Source organism: Pseudanabaena sp. PCC 9330, from assembly GCF_055795045.1.
This window is the reverse complement of record NZ_JAYFES010000066.1, coordinates 18,253-37,496: the sequence shown is the minus strand read 5'-3', so window position 1 is coordinate 37,496 and position 19,244 is coordinate 18,253. Positions and strand designations below refer to the sequence as shown.

Below are 19,244 nucleotides of genomic sequence, written 5' to 3'. Positions count from 1 at the left end.
GTCTCGGTGTTGAATCGAGATTGTGTGGCTCGGACTTGGAATGAGACCCACAGCGATTTCTTGACCAGTAGGGTTCTCGCTTTAGCCCAGCAACTGTAGTCGCCGTAGGGTGGGCACTGCTCACCCTTGCCAACCATTCAGGAAATATTTTCCAGCAGGTGCCCAGGGCCAACAGCTGATCTACTTCAGGGCATCAAAAGTGTCGCCTAGGGCGGCGGTGAGGGTTTGGCGGGTTTGGCTGTGGGCCTGTTTTTCAGCTTCTAGCAGCTGGGTAAGCTCTTGGCAACGCTGGACCAGGCCTTCTAACCGCTGCTTTAGACCCTGAAGCGAGTCAGCAGCGGCCAAGTCTTGACCCAGAGCCGCAGCCGGTGACGCCAAGAGGCTCTGACGCAGGTCTTGGATCTGAGCCTGAAACTCTGCGGACTCTTCACGGCGCTGCCGGGCCTCGGTTTCGTAGAGGCGACGCCAGTTGGCAGCGCTGTTGTAGGCCTGGTCGCGGTCTTTTTGGGTGTCAGTGAGCTGTCGCTGGAGGGTGCGTACCTCAGCAATCCACTGGGTGAGGTCGTCTTGGGCCATGGTGATTACCAGAAATGACGGGCTCAGCTAGCCCTGGCTAATACAGCAGCCGAGTGAGAATACCTGGGGCTGGCAGCACAATCATAACCAACAGCGTCAGGGCCAGCAGCCCCAAAAAATCGCGGCGATCGTCGAGTTCGCTGACATCGTTGAGGGCGGGCTGGTCAGCAGCAGGAATAAAAAACAGCAGAATGGCCCAGATCATCAGCTCTGGGTGCACCAGGGCGAGGCCAAACACCAGCAGCCTAGATACCTGTCCGACAATGCTACCCACCCGCTGGCCATACATAGCGTGGACAATGTGCCCCCCGTCGAGTTGGCCCACGGGCATCAGGTTGAGGGCGGTAACGACTAGGCCCAGACAGCCGGCGATCGCCACCGGGTGCAGGTGAATCGCCTGATCGGCCGCTACCGCCGACCCCAGCATGAGCTTAGAAAACAACGTCAACATCAACGACGCCTTGGGGTCGAGAGCCTCAAAGTTGAGCAGACTAGAGCCAGTTTCGGGAATGGGCACCACCGTAGACTGACCCAGCCCCCAGAGCAGCAGCGGCACCGCCACCACCAGCCCCGCCAACGGGCCGGCAATGCCCACGTCGAACAGGGCGCGCCGGTTAGGCACGGGCGATTTCATCTGAATAAAAGCGCCAAAGGTACCCAGAAAAAACGGCACCGGAATAAAGTAGGGCAGGGTGACTCGCATGGCGTAGCGGCGGGCCATCAGGTAGTGCCCCATCTCGTGGCAGCCCAAAATTATCAGCAGGCTGACGGCGTAGGGCAGCCCTTGCAAAATCAGAGCGGGGGTCTCTTGCAGCTGAGTCTCAGTGACACCGGCCAGATAGGTGCCCACGGCAGTGGTGGTAAACAGAGTCACTAGCAGCAGCCCCAGGGCCAGGCCAGGCCGCGCCAGAGGCTTGGAGCGATCGCCGCCTTCAGCCTGGGGGTTAGGCACCAGGGCAAACACTGGCTTACCCTGCAACCCCTCCTGAAAGAGAACGAGAAAGCGATCGCCGAAATGCTGCCGAATATTTTGGCGTACAGTGTCGTAAGCCTGGGTCGGCGAAGACCGCAGTTGACCTCGGCAGATCATCGCCTGGGGGCGGTACTCAATATTTTGTAGATAGTAAACCGACCAAGGAAAACACCCCTGGAGCATGGCTTCTTCGTCTTTGTCGATGGGCCGCAGAGCGGGCTTAGCAGCGACAGGTAAGACCGGACTCGCCTCAGCGGAGTCGGCCTTGGCAGCCTCAGGTACTGGGATGCGCCCTTTTTGAATTAGCGCCCAGTAGAGCAGCGGGCAGACAATAAACAAACCCAGTAGCAGCGCCGTAGGAGCAGGCTCTTCGCTGCCGTTGACCACCACCCAGCCGGTAAGAATCAGTGCAGGCAGCATCATCACCAGCCAGAGCAGCCACACGGGGGTACGAGTGATGCGGCTGACGCTGCGCTGGAGCATCACGTAGGTCACCAGACCTAAAACTAAGAGCCAGAAAAACACCATCAAGTAGCCATTGGAGTGCAACGATGAAAACCAGAGCCACTGGGTAGGGCAGTTGACTCAGTCGGGGGGAGCACGGTTCAGTTAGTATAGGCGTTTCACTGGTGTTTCTCACCTACTGACCTTGTCCCCTACACAGTGACCTCCCTGTCTCAACTCTATGGCAGACTCAGCCTTGGTTCCGTCTCCTCAGCCCGCTACCTTTAAACCGCCACGGCTCGTGTTTGACACCGTGTACGCCTTTGCACCCAACCGAGACACCCAGGGAGGCACCGCTTATTTTATTGTAAACAACAGTGCCGAGGGGCGATCGGCCAACCTGCTGATCGACGCCCCCCTTTGGGATGAGGGCTGCCGCGAGTGGCTAGTGGCCCAGGGCGGGGTGCGCTGGCTGTTTATCACCCACAGGGGCGGGTTGGGGCGATCGGCGGCTGTGCAAAAAGCCCTAAACTGCGAAGTGGTGATCCAGGAGCAAGAAGCCTACCTATTGCCCGATACCCCCACGACTCCCTTTCACCACTCCTTTAAGTTTGCGCCTCATCCTCATCTAGAGGCCTTCTGGACGCCGGGGCATTCTCCCGGCTCCGCCTGCCTCTACTACAGCAACCACGGCGGGGTGCTATTTACCGGGCGGCACCTGCTGCCAAATCAGGCGGGCGACCCAGAACCCCTGCGCCTAGCAAAAACCTTTCACTGGCCCCGGCAGCTCCACCAGGTAGAAGCGCTCAAAACCCGCTTTGCCGCCGACACCCTAACCCACCTCTGCCCCGGTGCCAGCACCGGCTTTTTGCGCGGCCAGCGCACCATCGATCGCGCCTACGAGCGGCTGCAAGCGATTGACATTACTACCTACCGCCAATCTCAACCTCTGCTCTAACCACCTAATCTTTTTCGCAGCAGTTAGAGCCAGGCAGACCCAGGTTATGATCTAAAATCCCTCTGGCCCTTGGTCTTAAAAGACCGAGGGAAATACTTCTGAATGAGCCTCTCTGCCACCCCAAACCGCCGCAGCGCCTCCGGCAGATCTGCCCGGCGCACTTCCTCCAGCAGACTTAAAATAGCCACCACCACCTCATCTCGGGTGGGCTTGGTCCGTGCCGTTTGCACTCGTTCTTGGTATGCCTGCTTAGCCTCTGATGTTAGGGAAACATCTCGGGCAAAATAGGCCGTCAGATATTGAAAGCCTGCTTCAATATCTGCATTGCTTTGCCTTAAGTCACTTTCCACATCAGCAGCAAAGGCAGCGGTCTTCCCTGTCTGCTGGTTGGCAATTTGCTTATAGGCGTATTGAATCAGCGAGTTGTAAAGGTTCTTAAGATCGACCGTGGGTAGCTTGGCGATGTCGGTGCGGCTGTTAAACACCACCAAAAACCCCATGCCAAAGGCCAGCGCCTGTCCTAGCAGCGCCGAGTCGATGGCCGGACGGTTTTGTAGCTCCACCGCTAGCGCAAACAACACCGATGGAAACGCAAACTGTAAGCAAGCCCACAGCCAAAATCCAGGGCTATGGTGGGGTTTAAAGAAAGGCAGAAGACGGCATTTCTCAAACAGCTCGTCAATAGCTACCCAAGTATTGAGCCCACCGGGAATGGCCGCCACCGCCAGCCAGCCCCACCACATCGACACCCACTGCATCACACCCAACACCCCATCAAGCCTGCTCTCGGTGAAACACTATCACCGGGTTGAGTTTGAAATAGCCCTTGGCAGTGAGGGTGAGAAAGGTGTGGTCATCGAGCTGAGCCGATTTGTGGGGATACACGCCAAACAGGGGCAGCACCATGTTTAAAAAGCCGCTGGTAAGGGGGCTAACGTAGCCGTTATTGCGCAGACGGTGGGTAATGCCTCGTACCTGATCGAGGCCCAAATTCAACCCGTGGGAGAGGCTCTCTAGGGTGGCAGGCTTGCGCTCTAGCTCTTTCATGAGCCGCACGGAGAGGGGGTCGAGGGTGGCAACGGTGCGTTGCAGCGCCTGCAAAAATGGCTGTAGGTCAGGCTGACAGAGCGACCTAGTGCGGCCCGTCCCACTGCCCTTGAGCAGCCGCTGGGCCGCACTGCGAAAGTCATCGGCCCGCAAAATGGGCGCAGCAATAGATGCTAGCGCTAGGGTATCGGCGTCATCGCTGACAAGCTGCCCGCTCTTGGCTCGCTCTTGGCTGCGGTACTGCTCTTGCAGGGTCATCCGCGCTACGTCGTAGTGACGGCGCAGGTCATTGTGGCCCATGACCACTTCCCGCAGTTGGTTTACCGCCTGGGGATCTTGGGCTTCTAGCGCCTGGCCTAGGTCTTGCACCTGCTGGTGCAGCTCGATCGGCAGCTCAGTTTCGAGCTTGGCTAGGGCGATCAGGCAGGCTTCTAGGGTGAGGGCATCAGTGGCTTTCATCGCAAAACCCGGTGAGAATAAAGGCCGCCCAAAAGTAAGGATCGCTGTAAGGAGATGGGGCTATTTCCATTCTATCGGCACTGGCCTGGATTTCTCGAATTTCGATGGCTAGGAAATCGTAAACGCTGCCATCGGCTGCTTTGAGGGCTGGGGTGAGGTGAGTCTCTAGCCAAGTGACTAGCTCTGCATAGGTCACGGCCCGCAGCCAGGCTTGCGCCCGTTGTAACGCCACCGCTGGAGATGCCCCAGCCTGAAGCTGCTCGTAGAAGTACACCATCAGCCAAGCGTTGGAAACCGACTCTACCGTCCACAGGGTGCTGAGCACGGCGCTGGCCCCGGCTTTGAGAAAGGCGCTGGCCAGCCCAACATACTCGGTCTGAATGGTTTCGGTACCCGTCACCGCTGTTTCACAGGCGGCTAGACTAACCAGGCCGCAGCCCCCCAGGGCCAGATTGCGGATGGTCTCAACCGTGAGCTGGTCGGTGCCCGCCAGGGCCAGGGCCGACTGGCGGGGTTGGCGGTCATTAAAAAACCCATGCCCGGTAAAGTGCACCAGGGTAGACTCCGCCGCCAGCGCCGCTGTCACCCTGGCCTCGGTGGCTTCGTCTGCGGCCAGGCGGGTGGGCTGGGCAAAGCTCTGGGCGATCAGCGCCGACTCGATCTCAGCAAACACCAGGGGGGCAAGCTCGGCATTGGCAGGTTCTTCAATGCTGAGCAGGGGCGTTTGGGGAGTGATGGGCCAAAAGGGGGCCTGCTGCCGCAGGGTTAGCCCTACTTGAGCACTGGGCAAATGGGAAATGGTGAAGGGCGCAGTAAACAAGCTCTGAATGGGCAGCCGATGCAGATCGCGATGGGGCACCAGCCGCAAGTGGGTAATGCCTGCCTCGGTCAAGCTCTGCTCTAGAGCAGGAATGTCTAGAATCTCCCGCAGGGCGGCTAGCCGTGCTTGCAAGTTTTGCCGCCAGGGGTGCTGCTGTCGCTGCCAGGCCTCTACGGTTTTGCCCTTGGCACGGTAGTCGTTGTAGTCGGCATCCCAGGCTTTGAGCCAGGTATCTAGCTTTTGGGAGGGCTGCACCGAGGCGGTGATGTGGGGCTCTGGGTGGCCAGGCAGCACTACGAAGCGGGTGAGGGTATCGGGGCTGAGGTGCCACTGCACCAGGGCGGTGGAGCCACTGGCCAGAGTCGCCATTTCGGCCACGCTGGGGCTGGGGATAGTGTCTCGCCAGGTGTCGAGCATCCAGGTGAGGGTGCGATTTTTGTAGCGATCGGCGGCCTCTAGGGCAGCGGTGATAGAGCCTTGCTGCACCAGCAGGTCTACGGCCAGCTGGCTAAAGCCAGAAAACTGTAGCTCTAGCTGCTCTCGCTGACGAGGAGAGTTTTGACTATTGAGCAAATTGCGAAAGGTCTCTAACCCCTGCTCTCGCAGCCTAGCCGCTTGGTCGACATCGCCCAACCCCAGGTGGGCACGAATGGCATCTTGCAGCACCTTTAAATAATCTTGCGGAAACGCCTCAGCCGTCAGGGTGGTAAGCGCTTGGCTGTACTCGGCAATGGCTTGCCGAAAGAATTGGCTGGCCTGATCGGTAAAGCGCCCGTGAAAGTAGTGGGCACGCCCCATTGCCCAATGCAAGCGCCCCCAACCTAGCGGGTCTGTCAACTGAGAAACTTGCCGCAACCCCGCTTGATAAGCCGAGATTTCCCCTGGGTAGCCCCGCTGGTCGAGGGCTGGATCTTGTAATGCCGCTGGCAAGGTGAAGCGCATGGAAGTCTGGCATTGCCGTGAGTCTCCGGCTGCAGCGCCTCGGTTGATCCAGGCTTCGTGGAAGTTGGGTTTAAGAACTAAGGCGGCATCGTAGCAGGCGATTCCTTCGGATAGCTTCCCCGAGTCTCCCTCTTTTCGTCCCCAGTCACACAGCGCATTCCCTTTGTTATAGAGTGCGTCGGAGAAGTTGGGTTTGAGGGCTAAGGCAAAATCGTAACAGGCGATTCCTTCGGATAGCTTCCCCAAGTCTCCCTCTTTTCGTCCCCAGTCACACAGCGCATTCCCTTTGCCGTTGAACGCGTCTTGGAAGTCGGGTTTAAGGGCTAAGGCAGAATCGTAGCAAACGATCGCCGTTTCATATCGGCCCAAGTCAGCCAGCGCAGCCCCTTTGCCATTAAGCGCGTCGTGGAAGCCGGGTTTAATAGCTAATGCGGCATCGTAGCAGCCGATCGCCGCCTCGCACTGGCCCAAGTCAGCCAGCGCAACTCCCTTGTTGTAGAGTGCATCGTCGTAGTCGGGTTTGAGGGCTAGGGCAGCATCCCAGCAGGCGAGTGCCTGTTCCTTGTAGCCCAAGGCATACAGCGCAAGTCCTTTACCGGAGAGCGCTGTGTACTTGTCAGGCTTGAGGGCTAAAGCGGCATCGTAGCAGGCAATCCCTTCGGACACCTTCGCTAATGCTCCTTCTTCTCGCCCTAAAGCATATAGCGCATTCCCTTTGTTATGAAGTGTGGTGTGATCGCCGGGCCTAAAAACTAAGGCAGAGTCGTAGTAGGCAATTGCTGCCTCATACTGGCCCAAGGCATACAGCGCTAGCCCTTTATTGGAGAGTGCGTTGTAGTCGTCGGGTTTGAGGGCTAAGGCGGCATCGTAGCAGGCAATTCCTTCGGCTAGCCTTGCTGAGGCCCCATCCTCAAGTCCCAAGTCACACAGCGTATTCCCTTTGTTAGTGAGCACGTTGTGATCGTTGGGTTTGAGGGCTAAGGCGGCATCGAAGTAAGCGATCGCTGCCTCATGCTGGCCTAAAGCAAACAGTGCTGCCCCTTTGCAGTTAAGCATTTCATGATCGTTGGGTTTGAGAGCTAGGGCGGTATCATAGCAGGCGATCGCTCCCTCAATGTCTCCTGCCGTAGCCATTAAAACACCCTTAGTTCCCCAAGCTAGATAGTAGTTTGGGGCGACTTGGATAGCGTTTTCTACAGTAGCCAATGCCCGAGCTATATCGCCACATTGAAAAGCTTCAACAGATTTTTGAATAAACTTTTCAGAGGTTTGCTCAGCATCTGTGAGGTGCATTCTCTATTGCCTTACGTTCCTCTGGGGAGCATGGGTACTCACCACGTCCTGCGACAGCTGCTCTACTCTAACAGATGGGGTTTTCGTTTCCCGCAGCACCTCCCGCCTGGGCGCGCATAACCAAACCGCCGCAGCCAGTCGGCAAAGCAGCGGTCATCCACCCGTTCCCCAAAATGCGCTAGCACCTGGCGCTCAGACCACCCCATCGCCAGGCCATCCATCGCCTGCATAAACAAAAACTCGTAGCCCGTATCATCCAGCAGGGGCAGAGGCAACGGGGCGGGCAGCGGCGGGGCAAACCACCGCTGCCACAGACGCCGAAGCCATTGCCAAAATCGATGCAGCATAGGGGTAAAAGGCAAGTGACACAGAGCAGAAAAATGGGTTGGTCAGTTCAGGTGCGATCGCACCGCTCCCGTACAGCAAAACTAAAGTCGGTCTTGCCAAGATTTTGGGTTGCGTTTGCCATGAAAACAGGCCACCACCGCGATCAACTCCTGCTCAACAACAAACCGCCGGAGGAGCGATCGCCGCGCTTGTTTGTAGACCCTAGGATAGGCAGACGGGTTACGCCCTATGCCCGACAAACAAGTATCGACAGCTCGAATAAACTCAGACCCTAAACCTGGAGTTTGGGCTTCGTACCCCTCAAACGCAGCTCGAATATCCAATTCTGCCTCGGGACGAATAATGAGACGGTAGCTCATTGAGACAATCCTAAGCGTTGCTTCACCTCTTCCCAGGTTGAACCAGCGGATGGATCTCGTTGATACTGCTCTAACCGTCGATTCAGCTCTTGCTCTTGAGCTTCGCTCAACACCAATTCCTCTGAGTTGTCCAGAATACTATCCCAAAGGTCTTCAGCCAATTGGATCCGCTCAGCAATACTGAGTTCTGAGATGTCAAGCTTCAGGAGAGGATGATTGCTCATCGGTCAGTACACAGTAGAGTTGTGCGTCTTACCTAATCTAGCGTAAGGCACAGTACCTAAAGCGCAGCAAGAAATAGAGTGTCTCTTAATACACAACAGAATTCAGTACAATCTATCGCAAGCTTTCGCAGGCGATGCCGTCGCTGTCGCCATCGAGGCGATGGGGGTCGCCGGGGGCGGCGTTGAGCACCGTCTGGGCCTGCTCCCAGGTGGTGAAGTCGCCACAGTCACAGTCGCTAGAGACACAGGCGGGTAGGCTGGCTGGGGCCGCCGCTGGAGATGGGTTAACGGGAGCTGGCGTAACAGCCGGTGGAGGAGCAATGGGGGTTGAGGATGCCCCACCCCGACGAAAATCCCAGGGCATGGTGGGGGTGGCCTGGCTCCAGAAGTTGCGGCGGGCGTTGCGGGCGGCAGACTCAGCCTGGCGGTAGTCGTCAGCGGTGGCGGCGCAGCCCGAGATGTACTGCTCATAGACGACGGCGTAGCCCTCGCGCACCAGCTGTAGCCCTACAGATTGACCACCGCTGTAGATTTCAGCCACGGTGCGATCGTAGCGATCGCGCTCAATCGCCCGCACCTGTACCGGTTGCCCAGTTGAGAGCAACTGCCGCAGCCGCAGCGAGGCCTCGGGGCCAAAGGCTTGATTGGTTTCAGGTGCGTCAATGCAGGCGACGCGAATGGTGACAGAATCACCCTGGACTTGAACTCGTAGGGTGTCGCCATCCCCCACGGAGACTACTGTGGCAGTGGGCAAGGTTTTTGCCTCGGCCACCTCAGCGGCATAGGCCAAGTTTTTCTCATACTCCTGGCGTTTTTGCTGGGCGGTGGCAAATAGGTCGCTAGTCGTGGGGATCGCGGACAGGGAGGCGATCGCTCCTTCCCACTGTTTTTTTACCTGTTGCCAATCGCTGGCTGACTGGGCGGTTTGGGTGGCCACCGCCGCCACCATCCCCTGCTCCAGAGCCTGGCCGTAGCGCTGCTGCCATTGGGCTTCGGCAGAAACCCCGCCAGGCGAGGGGCTTTGCCCGCTAGACCCATGACCTAATGCCTCAGCAGCCGACTCTGCCTGATTGAAGCTGGCTCTACCAGCCCCAACGTTAGGCAAAGCTGAGCAGCTTGACAGCACCATTGACAATGCGAGGGCAGATACGCTCTGGTGAAGAGCCGTCCAAGAACGGCTTGCACAGGGCTGAGACATAGTTAGGGCCGTGAATAATCGGGTGAGTTTTCTCACCACTCTGGGGTGGTAGACGCTACACCTTTAGCCACAGCTTCATTGTGGCAACGCTTTAGCATTGCCACACCATGGTCAAATGATAAGCATGGCTCTGTTAGCAAAACCATGGTGCGGAGGACACCGCTAAAACCATGGGGGCCGGTCTACTACTCAAGCCACTGCTTCACCCGCGCCAGGCTCTTCCAGTCGGGTTTGCGGGCGAGGCCGTCGTCAATGCTGTCCATCACTTCTTTTTTGAGATCGTCAGCCACGGTCATGACCTGGCTGGCAATTTCGATATGATCGCGTACGCCGGGCTTGCCCGCATCGAGCATAGCCACCGCTAGATTCACCCGGCCCTGGGGGTCTTGGGGGTTGAGCTTGACGGCTTTTTGGGCGGCTTTGAGGCCCGCAGTGGGCTTGTCGGTGAGCAGGTAGAGCCAGGCCAGGCAGGCCCAGGCAGCAGCGCTCTTAGGGGCGCGATCGCACACTTCTTTAAATACCGGAATCAGCTCAGTAGGGTCTTCGCCCTTTTTATAGCGCTCGATGCCTTCATCGAACAGCGTTTCTACGGTTTGAGTCATGGTCTAAGAACTATCTAAAGCGATATCCAGCAAAGCACAAAATGTAGCCCTATAAACTGGGCACGTAGGCTCTGCTCAGTTAGGCAAACTCCCTTTGCCCCTCATTCCAGAGCAAAGGACTTGCCCCATCCTCAGCGCTGTGGGTTAAAGCTTAAGCCCCAAAAGACTTGCCGCAGCCGCAGGTTTGCACCGCATTGGGATTGGTGAACTGGAAGCCGCCGCCGATCAGCGCGTCGCTGTAGTCGAGCATGAGGCCATAGAGATAGAGCAGGCTCTTTTTGTCGCAGATCACGCGGAAGCCGTCGTAGTCGTAGACCTCGTCGTGCTCGTTGATGTTGGCGGGGTCTTCAAAGTCCATGGTGTAGGACATGCCGGAGCAACCGCCAGAGCGCACCCCCACCCGCAGACAAAGCTCTTTGTCGCCCTGGGACTGCTGGAGCGCCTTGACGTGCCGAAGGGCCGTTTCTGACATCAAAATGCCTCGGGTTTGTTCGGTGGCTTGAGCCATGGCAACCTTTCGATGTAAGTACAACACCTTCAATCATAGTCAGAGTCACCCCTACCTAGGGGAGACCGAGAGAAATTGTTTTGAAATCTAACACTTTCGGGGCGTTGCCTTAGATGTTACCCCCGAGACTTTCTATAGTTGATGCAGCTGTTTTATGCATTCGGCCTAGGTTTGATCGGCCTGGCGGTGGGGCGACGGGCTGCATGGGCTGGTTTTTGCCCCCAGGCCGCAGCAAACTACGCCCGACTCCAGCTAGCCCTTGGCGCTTAAACTTGGCTAGGGTGCTCTAGCCTGAAGGCCTCTCTAGGGTTTGGCTGCAATAGGCTCAACGGGCCGATTTTGCGTCTTACATACACGTCTTATCAACGAGATATTTCTTGAGATGCAATGCTCTAAGCTAACCAAAGCCCTGCGCTGGTGCTAGCCTAAAATGCTGGCCTTGGCTGTCGTTCCATCGTTACCCTTAGCCCATGACCCGATTGAACCGCGTTACCATCGATCGCCTGAAGCGGCTGCCCCGCGTAGCTAGCGTTTGGGAGGGCGATCGCCGCTCGGTAGGCGGGTTCATGGATGACGACGGTGGGCTCAGACAGCGCCACACCGAAACTAGCGACTGCATTCTCTGGGTCGACAGCAGCCACGGAGCGGTACGGGGGCTGACCATGGTGCCCACCACCAGCGGCTACGAGCCCGTGGTGCGCACACTGCTGCAAGCCATTGAGTCGCCCCAGGGCAACCTGCCGCCCGCTCGCCCGCAAAAGATTGTGGTCAGCGATCGCGAGATTCAGTTTTACCTGCGCGGTGTGCTTCAAGGCCTCGATATTGCCATCGACTACGCCCCCGATCTGCCGCTAATCGACGAACTGTTTAACGCCTTACAGCAGTCTGCCGAGATGGCCGAGGCCGAGCTGCCCCCTCGCTACGCCGAAGCCATGATCGACCAGGCCATGGAAATCTGGGAATTGGCCCCCTGGAATAGCCTGAATGAGCAGCAGATTCTCGCTGTCGAGCTCAACGCTTGGGATGTCGAGACCCTCTACGTGTCGATGCTGGGCATGGGCGGCGTGGAGTACGGACTGCTGATGTACCGATCCCTCGACTCGCTCAAGCAGTTTCGCCAGCGGGTGCTGATGAGGCAGCAGTCTCCCAAACAAATGCAGGAGGCCTTTCTAGAGCAAGACTGCCTCTACCTCAATTTTGAGCTGTTTGACGATGAAACCCTGATCGATGCCCCGCAGCCGGTGCGCTGGCTGGCGGCGGCTCCCGAGGCCATCGAGCCCGACTTTGGCAGCATTCACCCCCTAGAGGGCATGCGTAGCCAGCTGGTTGACGAAGAGGGGGCCACTTTTTTGGTGGCGATGGAGGCGATCAAACGCTTTGTCACCAAATATCGGTCTCAGCTCGAAAAGCCCCCCCTCAAAGCGCTAAAGGGCACCTACAAAATTCCTAACCCCGAGAAGAATATCAAGACTGCCACCCTGAGCGTAACGGTGAAAACCCTACCCGACGTCACCGCAGAGCTGCTGGCCGAAACTGATCTGGCCCTGGGAGATGAGGACGACGCCCCAAGCAGGATGAACTTTCCGGTGCTGCGCGATGATTATGTGCCTGAGGGGGCGATCATCATTCTCACCCAGATGCGGCGGCAGATGCTGCAAACCGCTGGCCTCGATCCGCTGGTGACTTTTCAGCCCCAGACAGCTGTTGCGGCCCTCCCTGTTGCAGTCTGTAACGGCACCGCCGAAGAGCCTACCCTGCCGGTGGTGCTGATTCAAACATCGCGGCCCAAGGCCAAAACCTTGATCAAGCAGCTCCAGCAGGCTCAGGGGGTGCAGGCGGTGTGCTTTAACCCTGGCAACGACCCCTTTAGCGGCGACGCCTTTGAGCTGGGTCTGCTGCAAACTGGCGACGGCGAGCTGCACCTGTTTGCCGAGTACGAAACCGCCGGGAGCGCCGATCGCCAGGTGCTAGAGCGCTGGCACCAGTGGCAGGGCGAATGCCACGGCAACTGTGCGGTGGTGATTGCCTGCGGGGTCACCGGCAGCAGCAAGGGCAAGCCCGCGGTGAAAGATATTTTGGGTATCTTCGAGGCCCGATGTAAGACGCCCAAAGACCTTAACCTGCCGCCGCTGATGTTGCAGTACGCAGCGGAGTGGGAGTTGGAGTAGGCGGAGAATTAAAGAGAGTTTTGAAGTCTGAGTGTTGAGTTTTTCATTAGGGGCTTGGGTGGATGCCTCCCAAGCCGGCATGCCCCATAGCCTAGATGCGATCGCGGAGGGTGGGCAGTGCCCACCTTCAACCAAGGCGTCGGCAAATTCACCTGAACTGCGGAGAGAGTCTTGGCGATCGCATCCCTAAGTTGCACGACTGCCTTTATCACCCTTGCGAGTACAAAATTTGAGGCTCTAGTAGCCTTCTACGGCGAGTTATTTGGGCAGCAGGCTAGAGTTTACCAGCGCGATCGCTACGCTGAGTTCCATTTACCAGGGATAAAGCTGGGGATCTTTAAACCCAGGACTGACCAGGCGGCTCAGTTTAGCGCCCCTGGCAGTGGGGCCATGAGCCTGTGTCTGGAGGTGGAGGATCTGGAGGAGGCGATCGCTCACCTGACCGCCCTGGGCTATCCACCGCCAGGGCCTGTGCTCACCGCCTCCCACGGGCGCGAGGTCTACGCCTACGACCCCGACGGCAATCGATTAATTCTGCACCAAGGGTCTAGGGCGGCTGTCTAGGGCATGGAGGGCTGTAAATCCGTGGCAGTATGGAGGAAAAGTAGAGGGCTAGATGACCTGGCAACACCTCACCACCGGGCTAAACCTTCCAGGCCTGCCTTGGGCCCTGGGGGGAGCCATTCTACTGGCCGGGTTGCCCAGCCAGGCCGCCGAAGAAATCTTTTTGCGCTACGGGCCGCTGGAGCGATCGATCCGCACCAGTTCCCTAGAGACCCTGGTTACCGAGGGCACCGTCAGCGAAGACCTAGCCTTTTACTTCAATGCAGCGAAGCTGAGTGAAGCTCAACAGGAAGTCCTGCGGCAAAACCTAGATCGCCCCCTACCCATAGACGGCGTACTGCTGTCGCGCTTTCTCTACACCGGCCTGGGCGAAGACCTGCTCGATCAGGTGGGCGCTATCTTACAGACTCGCAGCGGCGGCAATGGCAAGCTCGCCCTGCGGGCGGCCCTGATTCAGGCGGCGACTTCGCCGGAGGGGCTGTCGGCCCTAAATGTGGTGCGATCGCTGCCCACAGATATGCAGATTGACGTCAACAATGCCCTAGCAGTAGCCAAGGCGGTGGAAGAGATTGTCAACGCCACCAACGATTCCATTGCTCAGCTAGAAGCGCTCACCATCCAGCAGACTAGCCAGACCACCCCCCTTGACTACACCACCCTCGGTGACCTCACGGCCCCTGGCCCCTACCGAGTGCAAACCCAGCGGTTTGACCTGACCGATGCCCAGCGCGATGGTCAAGGACCGGCCCCAGGGGGCCATCGCCAGCTCTATGTCGATATGGTGCGGCCCCGGCAGTGGCGGGGGCAGGCACCGGTCATGGTGTTTTCTCACGGGCTGTCCTCTAGACCTGAGGCCTGGCGGCAATGGGCCACCCACCTGGCCTCCCACGGCATTGTGGTAGTGCTGCCCCAACACCCCGGCAGCGATGCCCAACAGGTGGTCAACTTTCAAGCGGGGCTAGCCCAAGATGTGTTTGAGGTGCAAGAATTCATCCATCGCCCCCTCGACATTACCTTTGTGCTCGACGAGCTAGAGCGCCTCAACCCCACCGAGTTTGAGGGGCGGCTAAACCTAACCCAGGTGGGGGTGGGGGGCCACTCCCTGGGGGGGTACACCGCCCTGGCCGTGGCCGGAGCGGAGATCAACTTTCCCCATCTCCAAAAAGCCTGCGATCGCCGCTTTATTCACCTCAATATCTCGCTGCTGTTGCAGTGCCAGGCGCTAGAGCTGCCCCAGCAGACCTACCGGTTTCGCGACCCCAGGGTGACCTCGGTGCTGCTGATCAACCCGGTCAACAGCAGCATTTTTGGCCCCGAGGGGCTAGCCGCTGTGACGGTGCCCGTCATGGTGATTGCAGGCAGCTACGATCCCGCCACTCCGGCGGTGTTTGAACAGTTTCTTACCTTTCCCTGGTATACCACCGACAGTCGATCCCTAGCGCTGATTGAGGGGCAGGCCCACGTCGATTTTTCAGCCCTGGATGCGGGCCTGTCGCACCTGCTCACTACTCTGCCAGGGGTGACCCTAGCTGAGCCCGAAGACATCGATCGCTACATGAACGCCATTGGGCTGGCCTTTGTCGGTCGCTACGTGGCCCGCCGCCCCGACTACGGCCTCTACCTGCGATCGGGCTACGCCAATCACCTCAGCCAGGGCGAAACCTTTCGCCTATTTATGGTGAATGCCGGAGTTGAGGTTGACCAAGAGTTAGTCGAGCCTCTCGACGAGCGTCTCAACCCATTAGAATTGCCCGACAAACCCTCAAGCGAGCCGCCCACTGAGTGAATAGCCCCTACTCAGGGTCGCCTGACCCTACCACCCAGAGCGCACATATCCAGGGAGCACGCCCTCGGACGCACAAAAATATGGACTAAAGCCAAGGAATAACCCCGAGGCTTCAACGATAGAGTATGCTTGATAATTGCGCCAAAAGTTTCCCAAGCAGGGTTCTATCTCCAGCGAGCTCAGCCCGTTGTACTAGTTTTGCCAGCTTCTCAAGGAACCTTACTCTGCCCGGTTTAGGGCCGCGCAGTCGCCGTCTAGTTAGCAAAAAGACCCCATGAAAGTTACCCAGGAAGTACTGCCCGACAGCCAGGTAGGCCTAGAAATTGAAATTCCCGCCGATCTATCTCAAAAAACCTACGATCAGGTGCTGAGCAAGATGATGCGGACGGTGAACGTGCCGGGCTTTCGCAAAGGCAAGGTACCCAAACCAGTCTTTTTGCAGCGGGTTGGGCTGACCCAGTTTAAGGCGGCAGTAATTGAAGAACTGGTGCAAAATGCCGTCGATAAGGCGATCAAACAGGAAGAAATCGATGCGATCGGCAACTATCAGCTCAAAAGCTCCTTTGAGGAGCTAATCGGTCAGTACGAGCCAGGTCAGCCCATTACCATCCAGGCCTCCGTAGATGTGCCGCCCCGCGTCACCCTGAGTCAGTACAAGGGTTTTTCTGTGCAGGCTGAAGAGATTCTCCCCGACCCAGAGCGGGTTGACAAGACCCTCAGCCAGTACCAAAACAACATGGCCACCCTGGTGCCCATCGAAGATCGCGTTGCCCAGGCGGGTGACGTGGCTGTGATCGACTTTGTCGGCAAGGTACAGACCGAGGCAGGCGAGTTTGAAGAATTTCAGGGCGGCTCTGGCACCGACTTCCAGGTAGAGCTAGAAGAGGGCCGGTTCATTCCGGGCTTTGTAGAAGGCATTATCGGCATGGCCCTCGAAGAAGCTAAGGATGTCGAAGTGCCCTTCCCCGACGACTATTCTCAAGCCGAGCTAGCGGGCAAGCCAGCGGTCTTTGCCATCACCCTGAAGGAAATCAAAGAAAAAGAGCTGCCCGACCTCGACGACGACTTTGCCCAGGAAATCAGCGAATTTGAAACCATTGAGGAGCTGAGGGCCTCGCTTACCGAGCGCTACCAGGAAGAGGCCGACGAAAAAACCAAAGCCAACAAAGATGCCGCTCTAATCGAAGCATTGGTCGAACATCTAGAAGCCGAAATTCCCAACACCCTGGTGCAGCAAGAAGTAGACTTTTTGCTCAGACAGACCATCATGCAGCTCAGCCGCCAGGGCATTGACGTCAACAAAATGCTGACTCGTGAGCTGGTAGACGGCATGCGCCAGCGCACTCGCCCCGAGGCCATCGATCGCCTGCGCCGCACCCTAGCCCTGGGCGAAGTGGCCAAGCAAGAGAGCATCAAAATCGAAGAAGAGGCCCTGCAAGAGAAGATCAAAGAAGCTATGGCCGAGATCGAAGATCCCAGCCAAGTTGATCCCGATCGCCTCAAACAGGTACTGACTGAAGAACTGCTTCAGGAAAAAATTCTGGCCTGGCTAGAGGAAAATAACACTGTTGAGCTAGTGCCCGAGGGCAGTCTCAAAACGGCCGAGGCCGAAGCCGAAGCCGTTGATGCATCTGAGGCAACCGTTGAGGTGGTCGCCACAGATGCTGACAGTGCAGATGCCGATAGCGACGACGACGAGCCCAAGGCCAAAGCTAAGCAGGCGGCGGCGACAGAAAGCTAGCATCGGCACTGTTCTGTTGATTTAGGCAACCATCGGCTGGGCTGCCCCCGTGAACCTAAAATTTTGGGGCATAATGACGGGTAGGCCAACCGATGGTTCGCATTTAACTATCTGCCAGGCAATCGGCCCTGCTCTGGCTGCGGGGCTTCGGTAAAGCAATATCTTCAAACCCTTGAAATCTCGCGCAAACCCATTATGATTGCATCGAACCCTTTGAGCAGCCCCATCTTGAGTCTGAGCCAGTCTGCCCTCAACGCCAGCCAAATCAACAATATTTTGCCCGTTGTGGTTGAGCAGTCAGGGCGGGGAGAGCGCGCCTTTGACATCTACTCTCGCCTGCTGCGGGAGCGTATCGTGTTTTTGGGCACTCCGGTCACTGACGAAGTAGCTGACTCAATCGTGGCCCAGTTGCTCTATCTCGATGCCGAAGAGCCGGAGAAAGATGTGCAGCTCTACATCAACTCCCCTGGGGGTTCCGTCACGGCGGGGATGGCGATCTACGACACCATGCAGCAGATTCGTCCTGACGTGGTGACTATTTGCTTTGGGCTAGCCGCCAGCATGGGGGCTTTTCTGCTCTGTGCTGGGGCCAAGGGCAAGCGTCTGTCACTGCCCAGCTCTCGCATTATGATTCACCAGCCCTTAGGTGGTGCCCAGGGGCAGGCTACTGATATTGAGATTCAGGCACGAGAGATTCTCTACCACAAGGGGCGGCTAAATGAGATCATCGCCCACCACACCGGACAGCCGATCGATCGCATTGAGGCTGATACCGAGCGCGACTTCTACATGTCTGCCGCTGAAGCCAAAAACTACGGCATCATCGACGACGTTGTCGAGAAGCAATCGCTTTCCACAGCCGTCGCTATGACTGCACTAAACTAGGGCCATTTTATGTCTAAGTACGACTCCCATCTCAAGTGCTCATTTTGCGGCAAGTCTCAGGAGCAGGTGCGCAAGCTAATTGCGGGGCCGGGAGTCTACATCTGTGACGAGTGCGTTGACCTGTGTAACGAAATTTTAGACGAAGAGCTGTTTGACTCGGGCACGGCGATCGCCCAGCCCGTGCCCCGTCGCGAGCCTGCCGCCGATCGTCCCAAAACAGCTCCAGCAATCTCCCTTGGCCAAATTCCTAAGCCCAGGGAAATCAAGAACTATCTCGACGACCACGTGATTGGCCAGAACGAGGCCAAAAAAGTGCTGTCGGTGGCGGTCTACAACCATTACAAGCGCCTTAGCTACCTCCAGGGTGTCGAAGGGGAAGCCGCCGAGGATCTAGTTGAACTGCAAAAATCAAACATTTTGCTGATTGGCCCGACGGGCTGCGGCAAGACGCTGCTGGCCCAAACCCTGGCCCGCATTCTCGAAGTACCCTTTGCGGTGGCCGATGCCACCACCCTCACCGAGGCGGGCTACGTCGGCGAAGATGTGGAAAACATTCTGCTGCGCCTGCTCCAGGTGGCTGACCTAGATGTTGAAGAAGCCCAGCGCGGCATCATCTACATCGACGAAATCGACAAGATTGCCCGTAAGAGCGAAAACCCTTCTATCACCCGCGATGTGTCTGGAGAAGGCGTGCAGCAGGCGCTGCTAAAGATGCTCGAGGGCACCGTGGCCAACGTGCCGCCCCAGGGTGGCCGCAAGCATCCTTACCAAGACTGCATTCAGATTGACACCAGCAATATTCTGTTTATCTGCGGCGGTGCCTTTGTCGGGCTTGAGAAGATTGTTGAGCAGCGCATCGGCAAAAAGTCCATTGGCTTTGTGCAGCCTGGCGAAGGCCAATTCTCCCGCGAAAAGCGCACCGCCGATGTGCTGCGCAATCTAGAACCTGACGACCTGGTAAAGTTTGGCCTGATTCCAGAATTCATTGGCCGCATCCCAGCGACCTCGGTGCTAGAGCCGCTCGATGAAGAATCGCTGATGGCGATTCTCACCGAGCCAAAGAACGCGCTGGTGAAGCAGTTCCAAAAGCTGATGCTGATGGACAATGTGCAGCTAGAGTTTAAGCCCGATGCCCTGCGGGCGATCGCTAGGGAAGCCTATCGCCGCAAGACTGGGGCTCGGGCTCTGCGCGGCATCATCGAAGAGCTAATGCTCGACATCATGTATGAGCTGCCCTCCCGCAAAGACCTGAAGCGCTGCACCATCACCCGCGAAATGGTCGAGCAGCGCTCTACCGCCGACCTGCTGGTGCATCCCTCGTCCATGCCTAAGCCCGAGTCTGCCTAGTC

At 57.7% G+C, this 19,244-nt stretch carries 18 protein-coding genes; 7 read left to right on the top strand and 11 right to left on the bottom strand.

Annotated elements, in window-relative coordinates:
* Nucleotides 1-180 precede the first annotated feature (180 nt).
* Together AC0QKW_RS04440 and AC0QKW_RS04435 are read right to left on the bottom strand one after the other, a co-directional pair.
* Nucleotides 181-576, bottom strand: coding sequence for a hypothetical protein (locus AC0QKW_RS04440; protein WP_473149848.1), 396 nt, complete (start codon nt 574-576; stop codon nt 181-183).
* 37 nt (nt 577-613) lie between these two features.
* The gene (locus AC0QKW_RS04435; protein ID WP_473149847.1) at nt 614-2,077 is read right to left on the bottom strand and encodes a site-2 protease family protein; all 1,464 of its coding nucleotides are present in this window, start codon (nt 2,075-2,077) and stop codon (nt 614-616) included.
* Between the two features lie 172 nt (nt 2,078-2,249).
* Here AC0QKW_RS04435 and AC0QKW_RS04430 point away from each other — a divergent pair, with 172 nt between their 5' ends.
* Nucleotides 2,250-2,951: an MBL fold metallo-hydrolase gene (locus AC0QKW_RS04430; protein ID WP_473149846.1), complete on the top strand. Its 702-nt coding sequence runs from the start codon at nt 2,250-2,252 to the stop codon at nt 2,949-2,951.
* A gap of 44 nt (nt 2,952-2,995) precedes the next feature.
* Here the strand turns inward: AC0QKW_RS04430 and AC0QKW_RS04425 are convergent, their stop codons facing one another.
* The 9 genes from AC0QKW_RS04425 to AC0QKW_RS04385 all read right to left on the bottom strand — a co-directional run bounded on the left by AC0QKW_RS04425 (nt 2,996) and on the right by AC0QKW_RS04385 (nt 10,751).
* Complete coding sequence (locus tag AC0QKW_RS04425; RefSeq protein ID WP_473149845.1) at nt 2,996-3,712, bottom strand: hypothetical protein; 717 nt, start codon at nt 3,710-3,712, stop codon at nt 2,996-2,998.
* A 13-nt stretch (nt 3,713-3,725) separates the two neighbouring features.
* A complete protein-coding gene (locus AC0QKW_RS04420; RefSeq protein ID WP_473149844.1) occupies nt 3,726-4,457 on the bottom strand; it encodes a hypothetical protein in 732 nt (243 codons plus the stop codon).
* Nucleotides 4,444-7,512 carry a CHAT domain-containing tetratricopeptide repeat protein gene (locus AC0QKW_RS04415; RefSeq protein ID WP_473149843.1) on the bottom strand — a complete coding sequence of 1,023 codons (3,069 nt, stop codon included), beginning with the start codon at nt 7,510-7,512 and terminating at the stop codon, nt 4,444-4,446. Before AC0QKW_RS04415 ends, AC0QKW_RS04420 begins: the two co-directional genes overlap by 14 nt.
* 62 nt (nt 7,513-7,574) lie before the next feature.
* Nucleotides 7,575-7,859, bottom strand: a complete 285-nt coding sequence (locus tag AC0QKW_RS04410; protein WP_473149842.1) for a hypothetical protein — start codon at nt 7,857-7,859, stop codon at nt 7,575-7,577.
* Nucleotides 7,860-7,940: 81 nt separating this feature from the next.
* Nucleotides 7,941-8,219, bottom strand: a complete 279-nt coding sequence (locus AC0QKW_RS04405; RefSeq protein ID WP_473149841.1) for a type II toxin-antitoxin system RelE/ParE family toxin — start codon at nt 8,217-8,219, stop codon at nt 7,941-7,943.
* Nucleotides 8,216-8,443, bottom strand: a complete 228-nt coding sequence (locus AC0QKW_RS04400; protein ID WP_473149840.1) for an addiction module protein — start codon at nt 8,441-8,443, stop codon at nt 8,216-8,218. The genes AC0QKW_RS04405 and AC0QKW_RS04400 overlap by 4 nt, the downstream gene beginning before the upstream one ends.
* 112 nt (nt 8,444-8,555) lie before the next feature.
* The gene (locus AC0QKW_RS04395; RefSeq protein ID WP_473149839.1) at nt 8,556-9,548 is read right to left on the bottom strand and encodes a thermonuclease family protein; all 993 of its coding nucleotides are present in this window, start codon (nt 9,546-9,548) and stop codon (nt 8,556-8,558) included.
* 278 nt (nt 9,549-9,826) lie between these two features.
* Complete coding sequence (locus AC0QKW_RS04390; protein ID WP_473149838.1) at nt 9,827-10,243, bottom strand: tetratricopeptide repeat protein; 417 nt, start codon at nt 10,241-10,243, stop codon at nt 9,827-9,829.
* A 151-nt stretch (nt 10,244-10,394) separates the two neighbouring features.
* Nucleotides 10,395-10,751, bottom strand: a complete 357-nt coding sequence (locus AC0QKW_RS04385) for a HesB/IscA family protein (RefSeq protein WP_473149837.1) — start codon at nt 10,749-10,751, stop codon at nt 10,395-10,397.
* Between the two features lie 470 nt (nt 10,752-11,221).
* Here AC0QKW_RS04385 and AC0QKW_RS04380 point away from each other — a divergent pair, with 470 nt between their 5' ends.
* From AC0QKW_RS04380 to clpX, 6 genes are all read left to right on the top strand, one after another.
* On the top strand, nt 11,222-12,919 hold the full coding sequence (locus AC0QKW_RS04380) for a DUF6930 domain-containing protein (RefSeq protein ID WP_473149836.1): 1,698 nt from the start codon (nt 11,222-11,224) through the stop codon (nt 12,917-12,919).
* A 171-nt stretch (nt 12,920-13,090) separates the two neighbouring features.
* A complete protein-coding gene (locus AC0QKW_RS04375) occupies nt 13,091-13,483 on the top strand; it encodes a VOC family protein (protein ID WP_473149835.1) in 393 nt (130 codons plus the stop codon).
* A 52-nt stretch (nt 13,484-13,535) separates the two neighbouring features.
* Complete coding sequence (locus AC0QKW_RS04370; protein WP_473149834.1) at nt 13,536-15,269, top strand: alpha/beta hydrolase; 1,734 nt, start codon at nt 13,536-13,538, stop codon at nt 15,267-15,269.
* A gap of 274 nt (nt 15,270-15,543) precedes the next feature.
* Nucleotides 15,544-17,010 carry a trigger factor gene (gene tig, locus AC0QKW_RS04365; protein WP_473149833.1) on the top strand — a complete coding sequence of 489 codons (1,467 nt, stop codon included), beginning with the start codon at nt 15,544-15,546 and terminating at the stop codon, nt 17,008-17,010.
* A gap of 195 nt (nt 17,011-17,205) precedes the next feature.
* A complete protein-coding gene (gene clpP, locus AC0QKW_RS04360; protein ID WP_473149832.1) occupies nt 17,206-17,895 on the top strand; it encodes an ATP-dependent Clp endopeptidase proteolytic subunit ClpP in 690 nt (229 codons plus the stop codon).
* Between the two features lie 9 nt (nt 17,896-17,904).
* A complete protein-coding gene (gene clpX / locus AC0QKW_RS04355; RefSeq protein ID WP_473149831.1) occupies nt 17,905-19,242 on the top strand; it encodes an ATP-dependent protease ATP-binding subunit ClpX in 1,338 nt (445 codons plus the stop codon).
* The last annotated feature ends 2 nt before the right edge of the window (nt 19,243-19,244 follow it).